Annotated in this window: 15 protein-coding genes and 1 pseudogene; 15 read left to right on the forward strand and 1 reads right to left on the reverse strand. The window is 42.2% G+C overall.

Annotation, left to right across the window (positions count from 1 at the left end; translation table 11 throughout):
* Positions 1-112: 112 nt before the first annotated feature.
* The 12 genes and pseudogenes from Xinn_RS16880 to Xinn_RS16935 form a co-directional block, all read left to right on the forward strand.
* Positions 113-703, forward strand: a pseudogene (locus Xinn_RS16880) (PLP-dependent cysteine synthase family protein); the annotation flags it as partial.
* Positions 704-707: 4 nt separating this feature from the next.
* Positions 708-1,361 carry a serine O-acetyltransferase gene (locus Xinn_RS16885; RefSeq protein ID WP_211286025.1) on the forward strand — a complete coding sequence of 218 codons (654 nt, stop codon included), beginning with the start codon at positions 708-710 and terminating at the stop codon, positions 1,359-1,361.
* A complete protein-coding gene (locus Xinn_RS16890; RefSeq protein ID WP_086952957.1) occupies positions 1,336-2,199 on the forward strand; it encodes a DMT family transporter in 864 nt (287 codons plus the stop codon). The genes Xinn_RS16885 and Xinn_RS16890 overlap by 26 nt, the downstream gene beginning before the upstream one ends.
* A gap of 9 nt (positions 2,200-2,208) precedes the next feature.
* Positions 2,209-2,991: an alanine--tRNA ligase-related protein gene (locus Xinn_RS16895; protein WP_099137705.1), complete on the forward strand. Its 783-nt coding sequence runs from the start codon at positions 2,209-2,211 to the stop codon at positions 2,989-2,991.
* A gap of 422 nt (positions 2,992-3,413) precedes the next feature.
* Positions 3,414-5,600, forward strand: a complete 2,187-nt coding sequence (locus Xinn_RS16900) for a thiamine pyrophosphate-dependent enzyme (protein WP_086952958.1) — start codon at positions 3,414-3,416, stop codon at positions 5,598-5,600.
* A 33-nt stretch (positions 5,601-5,633) separates the two neighbouring features.
* Positions 5,634-7,331: an indolepyruvate oxidoreductase subunit beta family protein gene (locus Xinn_RS16905; protein ID WP_143706493.1), complete on the forward strand. Its 1,698-nt coding sequence runs from the start codon at positions 5,634-5,636 to the stop codon at positions 7,329-7,331.
* Positions 7,318-7,743 (forward strand): acyl-CoA thioesterase, encoded by a 426-nt coding sequence (locus Xinn_RS16910; protein WP_086952959.1) that lies wholly within the window; start codon positions 7,318-7,320, stop codon positions 7,741-7,743. Before Xinn_RS16905 ends, Xinn_RS16910 begins: the two co-directional genes overlap by 14 nt.
* A gap of 65 nt (positions 7,744-7,808) precedes the next feature.
* A complete protein-coding gene (locus Xinn_RS16915; RefSeq protein WP_244590235.1) occupies positions 7,809-10,154 on the forward strand; it encodes a bifunctional salicylyl-CoA 5-hydroxylase/oxidoreductase in 2,346 nt (781 codons plus the stop codon).
* A gap of 65 nt (positions 10,155-10,219) precedes the next feature.
* The gene (locus Xinn_RS16920; protein ID WP_086952960.1) at positions 10,220-11,383 is read left to right on the forward strand and encodes a cupin domain-containing protein; all 1,164 of its coding nucleotides are present in this window, start codon (positions 10,220-10,222) and stop codon (positions 11,381-11,383) included.
* Between the two features lie 2 nt (positions 11,384-11,385).
* Positions 11,386-12,297 (forward strand): fumarylacetoacetate hydrolase family protein, encoded by a 912-nt coding sequence (locus Xinn_RS16925; protein ID WP_086952961.1) that lies wholly within the window; start codon positions 11,386-11,388, stop codon positions 12,295-12,297.
* Between the two features lie 27 nt (positions 12,298-12,324).
* On the forward strand, positions 12,325-13,389 hold the full coding sequence (locus Xinn_RS16930) for a carbon-nitrogen hydrolase family protein (RefSeq protein ID WP_086952962.1): 1,065 nt from the start codon (positions 12,325-12,327) through the stop codon (positions 13,387-13,389).
* Positions 13,386-14,147 (forward strand): maleate cis-trans isomerase family protein, encoded by a 762-nt coding sequence (locus Xinn_RS16935; RefSeq protein WP_422646002.1) that lies wholly within the window; start codon positions 13,386-13,388, stop codon positions 14,145-14,147. Before Xinn_RS16930 ends, Xinn_RS16935 begins: the two co-directional genes overlap by 4 nt.
* Before the next feature lie 249 nt (positions 14,148-14,396).
* Here Xinn_RS16935 and Xinn_RS16940 read toward each other — a convergent pair whose 3' ends face one another.
* Positions 14,397-15,968 (reverse strand): hypothetical protein, encoded by a 1,572-nt coding sequence (locus Xinn_RS16940; protein ID WP_086952963.1) that lies wholly within the window; start codon positions 15,966-15,968, stop codon positions 14,397-14,399.
* A gap of 553 nt (positions 15,969-16,521) precedes the next feature.
* Here Xinn_RS16940 and Xinn_RS16945 point away from each other — a divergent pair.
* The 3 genes from Xinn_RS16945 to Xinn_RS16955 all read left to right on the forward strand — a co-directional run bounded on the left by Xinn_RS16945 (position 16,522) and on the right by Xinn_RS16955 (position 19,459).
* A complete protein-coding gene (locus tag Xinn_RS16945) occupies positions 16,522-17,943 on the forward strand; it encodes an aminotransferase-like domain-containing protein (protein ID WP_086952964.1) in 1,422 nt (473 codons plus the stop codon).
* A gap of 127 nt (positions 17,944-18,070) precedes the next feature.
* Complete coding sequence (locus Xinn_RS16950) at positions 18,071-18,637, forward strand: HutD/Ves family protein (protein ID WP_244590236.1); 567 nt, start codon at positions 18,071-18,073, stop codon at positions 18,635-18,637.
* Between the two features lie 465 nt (positions 18,638-19,102).
* The gene (locus tag Xinn_RS16955) at positions 19,103-19,459 is read left to right on the forward strand and encodes a cupin domain-containing protein (protein ID WP_086952966.1); all 357 of its coding nucleotides are present in this window, start codon (positions 19,103-19,105) and stop codon (positions 19,457-19,459) included.
* Positions 19,460-19,669 lie beyond the last annotated feature (210 nt).

The following is a 19,669-nucleotide window of genomic DNA, read 5'->3' on the forward strand; positions in this document are numbered from 1 at the left end:
TGTGTATAGGTCATAGTGCATTTTCCTTTGGCGAGAAAGATGCCTACTATAGCAACTGACCGCCTTTCTTAGAAATTGCACTTATTAGTCGAATCCAAGTACTTTAAAAAATTATGGAGCTGAAATAATTTTATCCGATCACACCACCGGACCTGGTTCACATATTAGAATGGCAAAAGAAATTTTAAAAAGCACACCGAATGAATATGTTTTTTTGGATCAGTTTTCTAATCCATCTAATCCAAAATCGCATTTTTTAACAACAGGCCCAGAGATTGTTAATCAGTTAAATGGTAGGAATATTGATGTATTTGTGGCAGGAATAGGAACAGGTGGAACCCTAATGGGAGTGGGGCGATATTTAAACAGCATTAACTCTAATGCGAAAATAGTTGGTGTTCAGCCAGAAGGGTGTGATTTCATCAATGGGAAATTTATACCCCATAAGATCGAAGCAACTTCAGTAGGAATTATTCCATCTATTGTTGATTTAAAGATAATAAATCATATGATTGATGTTAATTTTGACGAAATATGCGATTTTAAAAAATGGTTAATAAAAAAATATGGTATTTTTGTTGGGATATCATCTGTCGGTAATATATTGGCTGCTTTGAAAGAAGCTTGCAATTATGAAAAAGATAAAACGATTGTTACAATCGCACCTGATAGTGGAAGAAGTTATTTAGAACATCAGTGGTGATCATATGTTTATGATAAATGACCATAGTCTATTATTATCAAAAATAGTCTTTTTACTAAATAAGTTCAATATTAATTATATTGAAGAAATAGATGTCTCAAATATATTGAGTCATACATATGAAGATATGAATTCTTTTTTAATAAAAGATCCTTCTACCTACAACAATAGCAAATATTTATTATTATCCTTTTCTTCATTCGATGCTGTGGTGGGTTATAGAGTTGCATCAGTAATTTATAACAAATATAATAAAATTATTGATGCAAAAAAAATATCTGAATATTGTAAAGTAAAAACAGAAATCGAAATTCACCCTGCATGCAAAATTGGTTCTCGTTTTGTTATAGACCACGGGGTTGGTACAGTAATCGGTGAAACATGTAAAATTGGAACTGATTGTTATTTATTACAAAATGTTATTTTAGGAGCAACTCATATAGCATCGAATAAGCAAGAAAATCGCCACCCTCAAATAGGTAACAATGTTGAAATAGCTGGATTTGTAAGGATTTTTGGCAATATATTTATTGGTAATAATGTTAAAATATCACCTCACTCAATTATAACTGAAAATATCCCAGATAATAGCATTGTAAAAATAAAAAACAACCGACAAGAAGTAACAACATATGACTATTTTGAAAAAAAATATTAATATAATTTTAACATTGCTATTTGTTAGCGGTTTGGCTAGCGGTGGTATTTTTGTTAAGTTAAGTGAACTAGGTCCAATAAATACTGGTTTTTATAGGATATTGTTTAGTGTTCCAATTTTATATATTGCATTATTTTTTTTTAGTAAAAATGAAAAGTTATTAACTTTGAAAGAAAAGCTGACTATTATTTTAGCCGGGTCTTTTCTAGCTGGGGATTTAATTTTATGGAATATATCCTTTCATTATACAACTGTAGCGAATGCAAATTTACTTGCAAATATGGTTCCTTTTATAATTGTACCTGTTTCTTATTTCTTTTTTAGAGAAAAAATATCAACTCGTTTTTTCTTTAGTTTACTTGTTACTCTGGTAGGTGTTTTCATCTTAATAGAGGGAAAGGAAAATGCTATAAGTGGTAATGCTTATGGGAATGTTTTAGCTTTTATTACATCAATATTTTACGCTACATTTTTGCTTATAGTATATAAAGTAAGGAGTAAAGCATCAGCGCTGCAAATTATGTACTACAGTTCATTTGGAGCATTACCCATTTTATTTATTGCTGCTTTATCAAATGAAGGAATTTCATATCCAAGAAATACTAGCGAACTTTTACCACTGTTGGGATTAGCTATCTTTTCACAAATTTTAGGGCAAGGAGGCCTAAGTTATATTTTAGGAAAGATATCAGCTAATATTGCATCAGTACTTGTTCTAACCCAACCTGTCATATCCGCTATTTTTTCATATTTTATTTTTAGAGAGATTTTGTCAACAATGGAAATGGTTGGTGTATTTATTGTGCTTCTTGGTATCTTCTTAATAAAGAAAAAGTAGGGTTAATGTATGAAATATGACTATGATAGTATTTTTAAGTTACCATTTACTGAGAGAATATATAACAAAGAACCTTATCTTAAGGAACTAAAAGCTACGGTTTTATTTGTTGAAAATAATGTGGCTGTATTTGATAAAACAATTTTTTATGCCGAATCAGGAGGACAGGTAAGTGATACAGGTAAAATAATAACATCTGATGATAAAATAGCTAACGTTACTGATGTTCAGCATAAATTTGGTAGTAAGTTATCAATTAAAAGAACCGACGTTGATGTCCCTTACATTGATGTTGAAACCAGAGTCGTACATTTTTTTTCATCTGAAATTGATTTTAGCATTGGTGATGTAGTTACTATGAATATAGAATGGAATAGAAGATATTCAATAATGAAGCATCATACGTTAGCTCATTTTTTATTTTATGCATTTAATCGTTTTTTTGATGAAGAAAATGAATCAGTTTCAGTCAAAGGTTGTTTTATAGATGAGAATAAAGCAAGTTTTTCATTAAATAAAAAAATATCAATTGAAGGTTGGGAAACTATAAAAGGATATGCATTGGAAAAAATTAATTCAGATAAGGAAGTGATTATTGAGCCCGAAGAAAAAACAGATACGATATTTTACTGGCGATATGATGATATTATTATTCCATGTGGAGGAACACACATAGAAAAATTAAATGAACTAGATGGGAATAGTATTTTTTTTCATAAGAAAAATTCAGGAAAAGATCGCAGCAGAATATATATATCAAGTAACAATATTTTTATGTTAAATGGGTTGTAAATATACGAGGTTATTTCTGGTTCTATCGCATGATTAACTTACCGTAAATGCGATAGAACCAGAAAAACATATTATAATTTAAGGAGAGCATGCCGATAGTGTGTCTGTTTTGGCAGTGAAATTTTTCCCAAAATATCGAGTGGTTGAGTGTTCATTGAACCTGATTTCCTGACCGAAAAATGAAGGATATATCCATTCCTTGCATGACTTATCCGGGGACTGCATAAATAACAATTGCATGATAGATCATGCATTGATCATTAATTTCTTTTCTCCATACTCCTATTACATATCCCGTCTTTCTGGCTGCCTCTTTTTGTTGGCTGCACTTATCACTCCAGTCACTATTTTTTATGTCGGGAAGTTATTCCCTTGCTGCGGTGCAATTCGAAATTCACTGGGTATAAAAATCAGAGGTGAACATGGCAGAACGATCTTTCGTGAAGGAAGTGAAAAAATTACGTTTAGGGAAGGGCGAAGTTTTCAGTGGGGAAGGTATCCTCGCTGTCACAAAAGCGCTGCTTGAATCCGGCGTTGCTTATGTTGCAGGTTATCAGGGAGCGCCTATTTCTCATTTGATGGATGTTCTGGCTGATGCGCAGGATATTCTTTCCGAATATGGTATTCGTTTTGAAAACAGCGCCAGTGAAGCAACCGCTGCTGCCACACTTTCAGCCTCAGTTAACTATCCATTACGCGGTGCTGTGACATTCAAAGCAACAGTAGGTACAAATGTTGCTTCTGATGCGCTGGCAAATCTGGCGTCCGGCGGTGTTTTAGGGGGAGCCCTGATCATAGTTGGTGAAGATTATGGTGAGGGTTCCTCAATCATGCAGGAACGCAGTCATGCATTTGCTATGAAATCACAAATTTGGCTGCTTGATCCACGTCCGAATCTGCCTTCAATTGTACAGGCGGTGAAGATGGGATTTGAGTTGTCTGAAGCCAGCCACACTCCGGTTATGTTGCAGATGCGTATTCGTGCCTGTCATGCACATGGCAGATTTGTCTGTGCTGATAATCAGTTATCAGCATTCAGGATTGAAGATGCGCTGGCAAATCCGACACGTGATCTGAGCCGGATTGTTCTGCCGCCTGCCAGTTTTTTACATGAAAAAGAGAAAATTCAGGAACGTTGGCCTGCCGCTGTGCGTTTTATTCAGCAGCATGCGTTGAATGAGTTTTTTGCCGAAGGTATAGATGATATCGGTATTGCTTTACAGGGAGGGTGCTATAACACCGTAATCCGGGCATTGAATTTACTGGGACTGGCAAATGTATTCGGTGAAAGTCGTATTCCGCTGTATGTCATGAATGTCGCATACCCATTGGTTGATGAGGAAGTTGAACGTTTTTGTTGCGGTAAACAAGCCATTCTGCTACTGGAAGAGGGGCAGCCCAACTTTGTAGAACAAAATATCACCAGTATTCTGCATCAGCGTGATATCGCTGTTCGGTTACACGGTAAGGACTTACTGCCAATGGCGGGAGAGTATGATACGGCCACTGTATTGGCTGGCATTCGGGCTTTTCTGGAGCGTTATGGGCGGATTGAAGCCAAAGTGCCGATAGCTGCCTGTCAGGTACAGATTCCGTCAGTGACTTTACCGGATGAAAAGAGAGAAAGTATAAAACCGCAAAGTAAAGCACCAGAAAATGTGGTTCATGCCCGCCCTCCCGGATTTTGTACCGGTTGTCCAGAACGCCCGATTTTTACTGCGATAAAACTGTTGGAGCGGGAATTAGGGCAACATCATATTAGTGCAGATATTGGCTGTCATCTGTTTGCCATTCTGCCGCCATTTAATTTAGGTAATACCACAATGGGGTACGGATTAGGGGCTGCCAGTGCTTCAGCTCTGAGTACGTCAGCCTTTAATAAGCGGGCAATTTCGGTGATGGGGGATGGTGGGTTCTGGCATAACGGCCTGACGAGTGGGATTGCGAATAGCGTTTTTAACCGCAGTAATAATCTGACCATTATTGTGGATAACAGCTATACCTCTGCCACCGGCGGGCAGGATATTCCATCTTCCACGGCCCTTAATGCCAGCCGCAGCACCGGGCATGACATCGAAAAAGCAGTTAAGGGAGTCGGGGTGAAATGGGTACGCACAATCAGACGGACTTATGATCTCAAAACTATGCTCAAAAGCTTACGGGAAGCGTTGACAACCAATAAACAGGGCCCGAAAGTCGTGGTTGCACAAAGTGAGTGTATGCTGAATAAACAACGCCGTATAAAAAAAGAAAACAGAGAATTACAGGCCGCAGGCCGGAGAGTGGTGCATGAACGTTTTGGTGTTGATCCTGACACCTGTACGGGGGATCACTCTTGTATACGTTTGTCCGGTTGTCCTTCCCTCTCAATTAAACCAAATCCTGATCCGCTACGTACCGACCCTGTGGTAACGGTATTGAATAGTTGTGTGGGATGTGGGTTGTGCGGGGAAATATCCCATACAGCGGTGTTATGCCCCTCTTTTTTCAGAGCCAGAATTGTAACTAACCCCTCCCGCTGGGAGCGGCTGCTGGATCGTATTCGCAAAAGTTTCATCCACTACCTGCAACGTCGGGAGATAAGACGTCGTGAACGATATGAGGTTTAACAAACTGTTTCTGTGATCCTTTAAGGAGAAACCATGTTGATATCATCACACATTAATTCGTTGATCATGAAAAAGAAAACCGAACCGATCAAAATTGCCATTCTGGCGATGGGAGGTGAGGGTGGTGGTGTGTTGGCTGACTGGATTGTCAGTCTGGCTGAAGAACATGGTTACTTTGCTCAGACAACCTCAGTACCCGGTGTCGCGCAACGGACGGGAGCGACAATATATTATGTTGAGCTGTTCCCCGGCGCGGACGAGCCGGATGCCCTTGTGCCGGTATTGGCATTAATGCCGACAGCCGGTGATGTGGATATTGTACTGGCCTCTGAATTAATGGAGGCCGGGCGAGCAGTCCAGCGTGGTTTTGTGACACCGGATCGCACAACACTGATCGCCTCAACACATAGGGCTTTCTCCATAAAAGAAAAATCAGCGATGGGTGATGGGCGGGTGGATAGCCGCCGGTTAATCCGACAAGCGCGGCAGGCTGCCCGGCACTTTATTTATTTTGATATGGCATGGATGGCAGAAAAGAGCGGCAGCGTGATTAGTGCTGTACTGTTTGGGGCACTCTGTGGTGCAGGTATCCTGCCGTTCAGCAGTATTCAGTTTGAGCAGGCAATTATCAGGAAGGGAGTGGGAATAAAACCCAGTTTACAGGCATTTGGTCTGGGGCTGAGTCGGGCGCAAACTACCCTTATCGATAAGTCTGATAAGGGCGATGTTGAAGGTGAACACCACTCCGGGAATAGCAATTCCGCGTTTAAAGACCATTCCGCATGTAAAGATAATTCCGAGGGTAAAGACGATGTTGAATGTGAAAATCCGGCTAAATATCACAGCTTTGTTAAACATCAAAACGTGCTCAGTAATAATCATGTGAACGCGCTCTTATTGCGTATTCAGAAAAACCTGCCCTCCTATACCCATAAAATGGCACTCGAAGCAGTCAGGCGTTTGATAGATTATCAAGATCCGGAATATGCCGGTGTATATCTTGATCGGTTGCAACACTTGGTCACTCAGGTCGGAAAGCATAATCAACAGTTACTGCGTGAAACGGCCCGTCATCTGGCACTGTGGATGACTTATGAAGACACCATCCGGGTGGCTGATCTGAAAATCCGGGCCAGCCGTTTTGTGCGAGTGTATAAAGAGGTACGGGCGCACAGTCACCAGATTGTCAAAATTAATGAATTTCTGCATCCCAGAACAGAAGAGATCTGTGACACCTTACCAGTCGGTATAGGCCGTTGGTTATCCCGCCCTCATGCTATAAACCGGATACTGACAAAGCTGTTCAGTCGCGGTTATGTTATTACGACCAGCTCAATATGGGGGTATTCCCTGCTCTATATGCTGGCGGGTTTACGCCGGATACGCCGCCGTACTCTGCGTTTTCAACACGAAACAGCCCAGATTGAGAACTGGCTACGACGAATTGTGGCAGTGGCAAGGCATGATCCGGTACTGGCAGTAGAAGTTGCAAAGTGTCAGCAACTGTTGAAGGGATATGGTGAGACTCATGACCGTGGTCTGAAAAATTTTCGGACTCTGATGAATATCGTGGATCACTATCGGGAAAAGCTGTCGGCAAACCATCTGGATCAATTACGTGAAGCAGCACTGGCGGATGAGCACGGTCATCAGTTGCATAACTATTGGCAGTATCTTGAAACCAGTATCCTGAAAAAGAACGGAGGAGGAGTCAGTAATGAGCCTGCATAAATATGTCCAGCCTCATAAGATCAGGTTCTCTGAATGTGATCCGGCGGGAATTGTTTTTTATCCTCAATATTTTGTGATGTTCAACAACCTGTTGGAAGACTGGTTCGATGAGCTAACGTCAGTGGGGTATGCCGCTTACATTACTAAACACCGCTTCGGCTTACCAACAGTACATCTGGAGGCGGAGTTTAAGGCGATCAGCAGAATAGGCGATCAGGTCTGGCTGGAACTGAATGTTGAACAGATTGGTAAAAGGTCACTTACGCTACGCCAACGTTGTTTCAGTCAGGAAGGTGAGTTAAGAATGAGTGTGATCCAGACCTATGTTACGACCTCACTGGATACTCATAAGGCAATTCCGATACCTGATGAACTCTATTATTCATTAATTAATCAGCCATTAATTATCTAATTCATCATTCATTAAACAGCCATGCCTTAACCCGTGACCATAAGAGGTGTGACAGGAGAAAAAGCATGAATAAAAAAAATATGAACATCGTGTGTATTGGTGGCGGGCCAGCGGGTTTATATTTCGGTTTACTGATGAAGTTACAAAATCCTGATAACCGCGTTGTCGTGCTCGAGCGTAATCGCCCCTATGATACTTTTGGCTGGGGGGTTGTGTTTTCGGATGCCACACTGGAAAACCTGAATATGGCTGATCCGGTTTCTGCCAATTCTATCAGTTCAGCATTCAGCCGTTGGGAAAATATCGATATCCACTTTAAAGGCACGGTAAACCGCAGTGGTGGTCATGGTTTTATTGGTATTGGTCGCAAAAAATTACTGAATATTCTTCAGGATCGCTGTCAGGAGCTGGGAGTTGAGCTGGTATTCGAGAAACTGGTTCAGGATGAGCAGGAAGCAGCCCGCCAATACGATGCTGATTTGCTGATCGCATCCGATGGGGTCAACAGCCAAATCCGTAATCGTCATGCTGAAAACTTCTGGCCTGATATTGAACAGCGCCATTGCCGGTTTGTCTGGCTGGGAACTCACAGGGTATTTGATGCTTTTACCTTTTTATTTGCTGAAACAGAACATGGCTGGTTTCAGGCTCATGCTTACCAGTTTCAGGAAGGGGTATCCACATTCATTGTGGAAACTACAGAAGAGACGTGGCTGGCTGCGGGAATTGACAAAATGTCGCAGGAAGAGGGCATTGCGTACTGTGAAAATATCTTTGCGCAATGGCTGGATGGACATAAATTGATCTCCAATGCAGCCCATTTACGGGGAGCTGCAATCTGGATTCGTTTTCCCCGGGTTATCTGTAATCATTGGGTACACTGGATCAGGCCAGGCGGTGATAACAGCAAAGATAACGGCAAAAATGTACCGATTGTATTGATGGGAGATGCGGCTCACACGGCTCACTTTTCCATTGGTTCCGGCACGAAACTGGCGTTGGAAGATGCCATTGAACTGGCTAACAGCCTGAAAGCTTATCAGGGGAATTTATTGTCAGGATTAGCGCATTACCAGAAAGTGCGCAGCGTGGAAGTGTTGAAAATTCAGAACGCGGCCCGTAATTCCACTGAATGGTTTGAGAATGTCGCCCGTTATGAAGACTTTCCGCCAGAACAGTTCGCCTATTCTTTACTGACCCGTTCGCAGCGCATTTCCCATGAAAATCTGAGACTGCGGGATAAATCATGGCTGGAAAATTATGAGCACTGGTTCAATCGGCAGCCTGATCAATCCTCTCCTCTTCTCCCGCCCATACTGACTCCGTATCGCGTGCGGAGAATTACGCTGAAAAACCGGGTCGTGGTTTCGCCTACACTGCTGTATAAGGCAGTGGATGGTATTCCGGGGGCATTCCATCAGATTCATCTTGGCAGCAGGGCGCTGGGAGGGGCTGGTTTAGTCATTGCCGAAATGACCGCCGTTTCGCCACAGGCACGGGTAACGCCAGCCTGCCCGGGTCTGTGGAATGAACAACAAGTGCAGGGATGGAAATTCATCACAGATTTTATCCATCAGAATACAGATGCCCGGATAGGCATTCAATTAGGGCACTCAGGCAGGCGTGGTTCAACTCAACGGGGTTGGGAACACGCTGATTATCCGTTGCCGGAAGGAAACTGGCCGCTGATCTCTGCTTCACCCATACCTTATTTGCCCGGCATTTCGCAGGTGCCGACTGCGGTGACTCAGGCACAAATGAGTGAAATTATTTCGCAATTTACCGAAGCAACTCATCGTGCAGCCAAAGCCGGTTTTGATTGGCTGGAAATTCAGGCAGCTCATGGTTATCTACTCTCCAGCTTTATTTCTCCTGTCACTAATCTGCGTGATGATGAATATGGGGGTTCGCTGGAAAACCGGCTGCGTTTCCCGTTAGCTGTTCTGAAAGCTGTCCGTCATGTCTGGCCTGCTGAGTTACCAATATCTGTACGCATCTCTGCCACTGACTGGGTGGCAGGAGGAACTACCGTTGATGATGCGGTCATCATCGCCCGAGCTTTCTATGAGGCGGGTGCTGATATGGTGGATTGCTCAACCGGGGAAGTCTCTGCTGAACAACGGCCTGTTTACGGACGGATGTATCAGACTCCGATGGCTGATCGTATCCGCAATGAAGGCAATGTGCCCGTTATTGCGGTTGGCGCAATTACTGATGCCGATCAGATTAACAGCATCATCGCTTCCGGCCGGGCAGACCTGTGTGCCTTATCCCGCCCGTTTTTAGCCGATTCAGCATGGCTGCTGCATGAATGTGCCAGATATGGCTGGACAGATATCAATTGGCCGGAGTCGTATATTTACGGTAAAGAGCAACTGGAACGCCAGCTCGCTCAGAAGAATATTCACTAAATCTCAGTTCGGTTTTCAAATGACGGTTTATCCGTATAACAGTTTACCCGTATAGGAGATACCTGATGTCTCAGCAAGAAAATGTGCAGGATTATGAGCTGCACGGGCAAGGCAGCCATGACCGGTACAGAGAAGATATACTCGGACGTGCCAATGTCGCCGATAGCCCTGAACTGTTGGCCTATTACAAAGAACTGGCAAAATACAACACAGGGGCACTCTGGACAATTGCTAACAAAATAGAGCCTTGGCAGCCTAAATCCACTTCTGTTCCGGTACTCTGGCGTTATCGGGATTTACGTAAACATGTTCTTAAATCCGCAGAATTAGTCACTCCGGAAAAAGCCGGTCGTCGGGTCGTTTATCTGGAAAATCCCGGAAAATCGGGAGAAGGGCCTGCGGTCGGTCTGCTTTATTCCGGGCTTCAGATTATGCAACCGGGGGAGGCAGCTTCGGCACATGCTCATTCTTCTTCTGCCCTGCGTTTTATTATGGAAGGACGTGGCGCTTATACGATTGTTGATGGTCAGAAAATGTTGCTGGAGGCGAATGATTTTGTTCTGACACCCAATGGAACCTGGCATGAACACGGCGTTGAGCCTGATGGTACTCCATGTATCTGGCAGGATGGTCTTGATATGCCATTGGTCAATATGCTGGAAGCCGGATTTTATAAAGTGCACCCTGATTTGCATCAGGCCGTGACTGAGCCGGTGGATTCCTCTGTGGCTCTGTGGGGCGCTCCCGCTTTGCGTCCGCAAAATATTGGCTGGGATAAACCTTACTCCCCACTATTCAGGTATCAATGGAAGCCGACTTATGAAGCCCTGAAACACTATGCCAGCATATCAGCGGGATCACCGTTTGACGACATACTGATGCACTACACCAATCCTCTGACTGGCGGCCATGTAATGCCGACTATGGGAGCCAGTATGCAGCTACTGCGGCCAGGATTCGTTGGTAAGGCTCATCGGCATACCGGCAGTTTCATTTATCAGGTTGCGAAAGGCACCGGCTATTCTGTTATTGATGGTCAGCGATTTGATTGGCAGGAGCGGGATATCTTTTGTGTTCCGTCATGGAAATTCCATGAGCATGTCAATACATCACAAACTGAAGATGCCTGCCTGTTCTGTTTCAGCGATTTGCCGGTGATGCTGGCATTACAACTCTATTACGAAGAAGCCCTGACTGAAAATAACGGGCATCAGCGAGTGGGAGAATAAAAATGCGTTTAATTACTTATCGTACCGAGATAACGGCGCAAGCTCGATTAGGGGCGATAGTTAATAATAATGTCGTTGATCTGGCAAAACTGGCAGCTCATAGTGGTAGCACATTGCCGGACAATATGCTCGATTTTATTGAACTGGGGCCACAAGCTGTAAGCAGTACAGCAATGTTGCTGAATTCATTTGATGGATTATGGCCGGTTGGTGTTATCCGGCCATTGGAAAATGTCAAAATACTTGCTCCCATTCCCCGGCCGCGTAAGAACATTTTCGGTATTGGTCTGAATTATGTCGAGCATGTTGAAGAATCCAGCCGTTCGCTGGATACAGCAAAAGAGTTGCCCAAAGAGCCGGTTATCTTCTCCAAACCTCCCTCCACAGTGATTGGCCCGGGGGATGCCATTGAGCATAACAGTGAAATTACCCGACAACTGGATTGGGAAGTGGAGTTAGCCGTTATCATAGGAACACGAGCCAAAGGGGTATCGGAAGCTGATGCCCTGAAATATGTTTTCGGCTATAGCCTGATTATTGATATGAGTGCGCGTGACTGCCGTCGTGCCGGGCAGTGGATCTATTCTAAGGGACAGGACACTTATGCACCTTTCGGCCCCTGCATTGTGACTGCCGATGAAATTCCCGATCCGCATAACCTTGCATTGAGCCTGAAAGTTAATGGAGTAACTAAACAGGATTCCAATACCCGTCATATGTTATTCAAAGTCGATGCCCTGATCGCTGATATTAGTAAAGGCATTGTGCTGGAGCCGGGGGATATTATCGCCACAGGCACACCATCAGGCGTCGGAGCTGGGCGTACTCCTCAGGAATGGTTATGGCCGGGAGATGTTATTGAAGCCCATCTTGAGAAAATCGGCGATTTGCGTCATCCGGTCATCGCCGTATAAACCTCATTTATTAAACAGGAGCCTGAGATGCTGAATCTTCCTAAATTCAGGGCCGCTGCGGTACAGGCTGCCCCAATCTTTCTAGATACGGAGGCAACGGTTGATCTCGTTTGCCGATTGATCCATGAGGCGGCAGATAACGGTGCCAGTCTGGTGGCTTTCCCTGAAGTATTTATTGCTGGTTATCCCTATTGGAACTGGGTAATGAACCCTGTACAGGGCAGCCCGTGGTTTGAAAAACTGTGCAAATCTGCCATTGAAGTACCGGGAGCGGAGATTCTTAAGGTAGCGCAGGCTGCTGCCCGTCACCACATCAATGTTGTCGTTGGCATCAATGAACGCAATCCCAATAGCATTGCGACGCTTTATAACACACTGGTGACTATTTCTGATGAAGGCGTGATTCTGGGACGCCACCGTAAACTGGTTCCGACATGGGCAGAAAAACTGACGTGGGCAAATGGTGACGCTTCTTCATTAACCGTGCATAACACCAGCATAGGCCCGCTAGGTGTGTTGGCCTGTGGTGAAAATACCAATCCACTGGCGCGTTTCACATTGTTATCACAGGGGGAATTGGTACACGTCGCCAGCTATATTTCCCTGCCTGTTGCGCCACCGGATTATGATATGGCGGAAGCGATCCGTTTGCGGGCCGCAGCGCACTGCTTCGAAGGCAAAGTTTTCACTATCGTTTCCTGCTCCACTATCTCGCCAGAAATCGTACAGGCGATGGCCGCCAGTCATCCTGAAGCAAAACAGTTGCTGGCACGTCGTAATAGTGCATTTACCGGAGTTATCGGGCCGGACGGGCGTGTGATTGGCTCTCCCCTGATTGATAAAGCAGGAATTGTTTACGCGGAAATTGACCTGAACCGCTGTATTCAGCCCCGTCAGATGCACGACATCACAGGGCATTACAACCGTTTTGACATTTTTGACCTGACAGTCAACCGCCGTGCCATGAATGCAGTCACATTTACTGATATGCCGGATCAGACTGACTTCAATCCATCTGCTGATTGGGTTAGCACTACTGATCGGGTTAATACTACTGATCGGGTTAACGCTATGCGGGAGGATCTGCCGTGAATGAACAGCGTAAAGTTGAACAAAATCACATCAGGGTAGGGCTGATTGTGCCTTCTTCAAATACCACAATGGAAACAGAAATCCCCGCTATTTTGCGCGCCCGTGAAATGGTTACTCCTGAGCGTTTCACTTTTCATTCCAGTCGTATGAGAATGAAAACAGTCAGCAAAGATGAACTGGCGGCAATGGATGCCGACAGTGATCGCTGCGCGCTGGAATTGTCAGACGCTTCGGTAGATGTTCTGGGATATGCCTGTCTGGTGGCAATCATGAGCATGGGTAAAGGCTATCACCGGATTGCTGAAAAACGCTTACATTTGCGGACATCAGAGAACGATCATCCGGCTCCGGTGGTCACAAGTGCCGGAGCATTAGTTGATGGGCTTCATGCTTTGGGGGCAAAACGGATCTCAATACTGACACCCTATATGAAGCCGTTAACACGGTTGGTTATTGATTACATCGAAAATGAGGGTATTGAAGTCATTGACAGCATCTCGCTGGAAATTGCGGATAACCTTGCGGTCGGGCGTCAGAACCCGCTGGCTCCGGCAGAAATCACTAAAAAGCTGAATAGTAATGTGGATGCAATAGTCGCCTCTGCCTGCGTACAAATGCCTTCACTGGCTTCAGTACCCCTGATCGAAGCCCGCACGGGATTACCGGTGATTTCAGCTTCCGTTGCGACAACTTATATGCTGTTGAAGCAGCTTGGGCTGAATACGCACGTACCGGGATTTGGTTCATTGTTGTCATGAAGACATTTGTTGCACTTCTTGTTGCCACTTATAGTCCGTCGCTGACTGACTTAAGTGTGCCGCCCTATAGCTATAATATGTGGTTTTACTGCTGCTAATATGTATTATATCCAGCCACTTATCCCTATTATTCGGGATAGCCTGCTAGTATCTTATGAAAAAACATCTATGCTATATTCGGTAAAAAAAAGTAACTATGTTATGACTATAGCTACTTTTTTATTATTTAATAAAAATTAAATGGCTAATTTATAGAGTATCTATGTATGCTTGCCATTTTTTACTATACGTTCCAGTTTTTTTAGATATGCCCTTATAATAATCAATATATAGAGTTGCTTGCCCTCCTCCGTCACTATCCGCACCAAGGTTGTTAAGCAAGTCACCGGAAATGCTAGCATGTCCTTTTGATGTTGTTGCATGAGGAGCTGCTTGAGGCATTGTAATTGTATAAGTAGAGTTAATAGGCCCTTTATTAGATGATTTAATAATTAATTCAATAGTAACTGTATCTCCAGGATTCACTTTATTTGCATCCGTAGAATCAGCTTCAACTTCCACAAAAAGTCCCACATCTCCATTAAATAAATATTGGCTGATTGTGGTGTAATTAATCATATCATTCATAGGTATAATATTTGATGGATCTATTCCAAAACTGGAATACACTGTAGGGGGTTGAAATTCCCTTTGACTTTCACTAGGTCCACTAGGACCCCATTCATATAAAAAATTAATTCCATAAGAATAAAATAAATCTAAATTATTCATTACAAGAAGATAACCAAAATTGATTCCCTTATCTGACATTGTTAATGCAGAATAGGGAAGTTGATAAGAATATTTTCCTAAATCTCTTACATCTAAAACTTTATTGTAATGGTCTGATATTTCATCATTAATAATATATATTATATAATCATCAGGATTTGGATTAGGATATTTTGGTATTTTTATACTAAGATTTTCTTCATATTCTATAGGTGACAGAATATTGTTATTAAGCTGTAATATATCTGGAGCACCTAGATGTTCTTTAAATTGTGCATTTTTTGTATCTAAAATAAATATTGGCTGTTTGGATATATACACATTTGCAGTTCCCGCTATTCTACTATATAAATTTAATAATACTTTATTTTGTTGGGGAAAGATATAAAATTGTAACTTACCGTCCCCATCTGTAATTAAATTAATATATTGAGATTCTGAGAGTAAATCACTCTGAACGGGTATTGTAGCACCGCTAGAATCCATTAACTTAACTTTTGATAAATTCGTTTGTCCATTTGATGATATATTAATGGCTAAATTTGGTATTGTATTCCCTTTTCTGTCTTTCACAATCGTTGATACCAATACTCTATTGGTATTTTCTAGACTTGGGTCGTTTGTTCCATTAGATACTTCAATATGAAATTTATCCGGATTTAATGGTAAGGTATTTGTGTCTAGATCTGAAACAAGATAAGAGAATGTTTCTTCTGGATAATTAGTAATATTTGTTGTTGCTACAGTTAATTTTCTAATTCCCCAATATTTTTTATCTAAGCTAATTTCAACATAAAACTTAGCAGTAGCGGATTTTTTATCCTGACTTATTTTAGCTTTCTCGGATGAAACTAATTTCATCCAATCATTTTCTGGAAGAAGAGTTATGTTGTCAGTAGGTTTAAACTGTGTATTTCCTGAAATCTTAATGATTAATTCTACTTGTTGTCCAGAAATAAAAGTTGCTTTGCCGTCTGGAAATGTAGTGCCATCATTTGTTGATATTGTTATGGTTTGTTTGTTATCTTCTAATATATTTTCATTCAGCATATTTAAATATCCTCGTTATTAAAAATATTAGTTATTAATTATCAGATATAAAAATTATTAAATGCAAAAATTATTAATAAATATTAAAAGTTATTAATGATTATCTGATTGTATAAAGGTATTTATCTTAAAAATCAATAATAAAACTTATAATAGCTATGACAAAATTAATAATAATCAACGTATCTTCGTCGGTGCTATGTGTTGTTCTGTAGAGCGGGGGAACATGTGAAATTTTCCGAATTCAAACAGATGCCATTCTTGAAAAAAAATCTGCATGATCTGAGTTAGCTGAGTGGAATCTACTAATGTTCTGAATTCATTATTCACATCACCTGCATTGGTAGCCACAGCAAGTTATAGATTTGGATATAATAAAGGACATTATCTGTTAATCACCTATACCTTATGGATTTCAAGATACGTCGAGGCGGCAAGGGAATGAATCCCCGGGAGCATAGGTAACTATGTGACTGGGGTGAATGAGCGCAGCCAACAAAGAGGCAAATTGAAAGACGGCGGGTATATAACAATCTAATCAAAGGCCCGGTATATGACGCGTTACGAACAACTGGCAGTGACGATCCGCCAACAGATAGAGGATAATATCTGGCTGGTAGGGGACAGGCTGCCATCTTTACGGGAATCGGTGAAATCATCTGGCCTGAGCCTGATGACAGTCATGCAGGCCTATCAATTACTAGAGAGTCAGGGCTGGATTGTGGCTCGTCCGCAGTCAGGCTATTATGTTGCCCCCCAAATGAAACCTTTTGCAGCGGCAAAAGGCGGAAAGAAGCTGAACCTGAGTGAAAATGTGGAAATCAGTGCATCAATCTTTGATGTTGTACAGGCGTGCAAAGATCCACAAATTATTCCTTTTGGCTCTGCATTTCCTGATCCTTCCCTGTTGGTGGAACCCAAATTAGCAAAAACATTAGCATCAGTAGCCCGCCGTTTTGCACCCCACAGTTCTTTAGCTAACCTGCCACCGGGAAATGAACAGTTGCGCCGCAATATTTCCCGTCGTTATGCCTCACAGGGTATCCATGTTTCTCCCGATGAAATTGTGATCACTGCCGGAGCAATGGAATCGTTAAGTTTCAGTCTCCAGTCTGCCACTTCTCCTGGTGACTGGGTGGTGATTGAATCACCGGCTTTTTATGGTGCATTGCAGGCTATTGAACGTCTGCGCCTGAAAGTCATTGCGATAAAAACAGATCCGAAAACCGGAATTGATTTAGATGTACTGGAGGAAGTTGCCGGAAAGTACCCGATAAAAGCCTGCTGGCTGATGTCCCGTTTCCAGAATCCGCTGTGCGTCAGTATGCCGACAGAAAATAAACAACGGCTGGTGGAGATTCTGCATCAGAATGACATTGTTCTGATTGAAGATGATGTTTATAGCGAACTCTATTTTGACCAGAATCCACCAATGCCACTCAAGGCGTGGGATAATGGAAATAATTTCATGCACTGTTCATCTTTTTCCAAATGTCTTACTCCCGGATACCGTGTCGGCTGGGTAGCAGCAGGAAAACATGCCCTGAAAATTCAGCAAATTCAGATGATGAGTACTGTTTCAGCCAGTGTTCCGACTCAACTGGCAATTGCGGAGTATCTGGCTCAGGGAGGATATGATAGCCATATACGGCGGTTACGGCATCAACTGGAACTGCGGCAGATTCAGATGCTACGGGCGGTAAGTGAGTATTTTCCCGACTCGGTTAAAGTGAACAGTACCCGGGGCGGCTATTTTATCTGGCTGGAGTTTGATCCACCATTTAATGCTAACAGACTGTATCAATTGGCTCTGGCCAAAGGTATCAGTATTGCGCCCGGCAGTATGTTTTCTACCAGCTCTCAGTTTGATCATGCTTTTCGCCTGAATACTTCGTTTGCATGGAACGAAGCTCAGGCTTCTGCCATGAGAACATTGGGCAGTTTGTGTCATATGTTACTAAAAGAATACGGGTAATCAGTCACACTTTAACTGTTTTTCTATTGCAGCATATAAAATTCTTTGCGAAGTTTATAATTCGACATAAATTGCCTCTTTAGGTGTAAATAGAACATAAAAGCAGTGGAAAAATAGGAGCATGATAATGAAGTGTTTCGATTATACAGAGTTACCAAGAGAGCAATGGGTTGGGGGTGTAGGTGAGGTAAGAGATATCGTTTGTTGGCCGGAGGCTGATGATTTTGTCTGGCGTGCCTGCTTCACCTCTATTCATAAGAACGGCGTGCTGGGGCAATTTCCGGCTATTGAGCGCGCAATCGTCTTATTGAAAGGTAAGGGGCTTCGTTTAACTCGTCCGGGTTTTCTGGAACATGAATTAGTACAAAAAATGTCTCCTTTCTATTTTTCCGGTAATACTCAGGGAAATGTTGAACTGTTGGAGGGGTCTGTTCAGTGTTTCAATATCATGACCCGCAGCCCTGACTGGGTTTCTGAAATTTCTTTTGTGACTGATGAACGCCAATTGCCAACCTCCCACAGTGGCGTGCTCTATGTTCTGAAAGGGCGCTGGGAAATAACGGGTACAAATAATGTTCAGCTGGCTTTTGGACAGGGGGCATGGTGGTTGCCGGACGATATGCGGGAAGGCGTGATTAAACCGTTAGTCACTGATAGCCAGTTGTTATGGGTGGATTTACATCCGACTGAGTGATTTTAGGTCGTTATTTTGGTAAAAAAAGTGGGTAATAGAAGCGGCTTGTGTTATTTCAGGCCGCTGCATTCTTGTAAATATATTTATATGACGATATGACTTAGGTGGTATATTTCCAATATTTAAGGGCTTTAATAACTCACCTTTGAAGAACATGATAAATTAATTTTTGTTAAACAAGTATAACTTAATGTTTTAAGTTATTTTATAAATAATCTTACCCCATTGTTTTAAAGCTAACTTAGCAGTCTTGTTATCTTTTTTTGAAAATATGAGAGTAAACCTCATTTTTTGGTTAACTTATTCAAGTCTAAATTGGGAGATATGCGCGACAAAATGGTTAGAACATTCATTGAAATAGATTAAACATTTTAAATGCTTTAACTATTTGAGCCATGAACCATAATAAGCCATTTGTTCCTGATTAATGCCGGATAATATCATCGTATCGTGAAGGAAATAACAATGAAAATATTTGCTTATGCAGTTTCTGTTCTTGGTTTGTCTTCATCCATGGCACTGGCATGTTCTGTGGAAAGAGTACAGCATATTGAAAATAAAGATGTAAAAGTATGGATAACGCAAGTTTGCCCAAAAGATGAACTACCTTATCATTCACATCAATATCCACGTATTGTCATTTCCGACAAGGATGGTGAATTGGATGTGATTTATAAAAGTGGTAAAAAATCAATAATTGTTTTGAAGAAAAATATTCCTGTTTATCTGGATAAAAAGCAAGGTTTGGAACTCCATAAGGATGTAAATTCAGGGACAGAGCCACTTAATCTTATTGTTGTCGAATTACAAAATGCAAAATAGGGCAGGTATTGGACATTAAAGTCTATGCTATAAATTATTTAAAATTGCCTCACATTTTCTGAGATAAACACCTCTCACGGTTATAGGGAGAGGTGTTTATTATTATACTTTCTTGGATTCGACTAATAAGTGCAATTTCTAAGAAAGGCGGTCAGTTGCTATAGTAGGCATCTTTCTCGCCAAAGGAAAATGCACTATGACCTATACACA

The sequence above is a fragment of the Xenorhabdus innexi genome, assembly GCF_002632485.1.
In the GTDB taxonomy this organism is placed as follows: Bacteria; Pseudomonadota; Gammaproteobacteria; order Enterobacterales; family Enterobacteriaceae; genus Xenorhabdus; species Xenorhabdus innexi.

Bases quoted from the DNA above. Each gene is read 5' to 3' on its own strand.
- Xinn_RS16885 (WP_211286025.1), top strand. From the start codon at position 708: ATGTTTATGATAAATGACCATAGTCTATTATTATCAAAAATAGTCTTT.
- Xinn_RS16890 (WP_086952957.1), top strand. From the start codon at position 1,336: ATGACTATTTTGAAAAAAAATATTAATATAATTTTAACATTGCTATTT.
- Xinn_RS16895 (WP_099137705.1), top strand. From the start codon at position 2,209: ATGAAATATGACTATGATAGTATTTTTAAGTTACCATTTACTGAGAGA.
- Xinn_RS16900 (WP_086952958.1), top strand. From the start codon at position 3,414: ATGGCAGAACGATCTTTCGTGAAGGAAGTGAAAAAATTACGTTTAGGG.
- Xinn_RS16905 (WP_143706493.1), top strand. From the start codon at position 5,634: ATGTTGATATCATCACACATTAATTCGTTGATCATGAAAAAGAAAACC.
- Xinn_RS16910 (WP_086952959.1), top strand. From the start codon at position 7,318: ATGAGCCTGCATAAATATGTCCAGCCTCATAAGATCAGGTTCTCTGAA.
- Xinn_RS16915 (WP_244590235.1), top strand. From the start codon at position 7,809: ATGAATAAAAAAAATATGAACATCGTGTGTATTGGTGGCGGGCCAGCG.
- Xinn_RS16920 (WP_086952960.1), top strand. From the start codon at position 10,220: ATGTCTCAGCAAGAAAATGTGCAGGATTATGAGCTGCACGGGCAAGGC.
- Xinn_RS16925 (WP_086952961.1), top strand. From the start codon at position 11,386: ATGCGTTTAATTACTTATCGTACCGAGATAACGGCGCAAGCTCGATTA.
- Xinn_RS16930 (WP_086952962.1), top strand. From the start codon at position 12,325: ATGCTGAATCTTCCTAAATTCAGGGCCGCTGCGGTACAGGCTGCCCCA.
- Xinn_RS16940 (WP_086952963.1), bottom strand. From the start codon at position 15,968: ATGCTGAATGAAAATATATTAGAAGATAACAAACAAACCATAACAATA.
- Xinn_RS16945 (WP_086952964.1), top strand. From the start codon at position 16,522: ATGACGCGTTACGAACAACTGGCAGTGACGATCCGCCAACAGATAGAG.
- Xinn_RS16950 (WP_244590236.1), top strand. From the start codon at position 18,071: ATGAAGTGTTTCGATTATACAGAGTTACCAAGAGAGCAATGGGTTGGG.
- Xinn_RS16955 (WP_086952966.1), top strand. From the start codon at position 19,103: ATGAAAATATTTGCTTATGCAGTTTCTGTTCTTGGTTTGTCTTCATCC.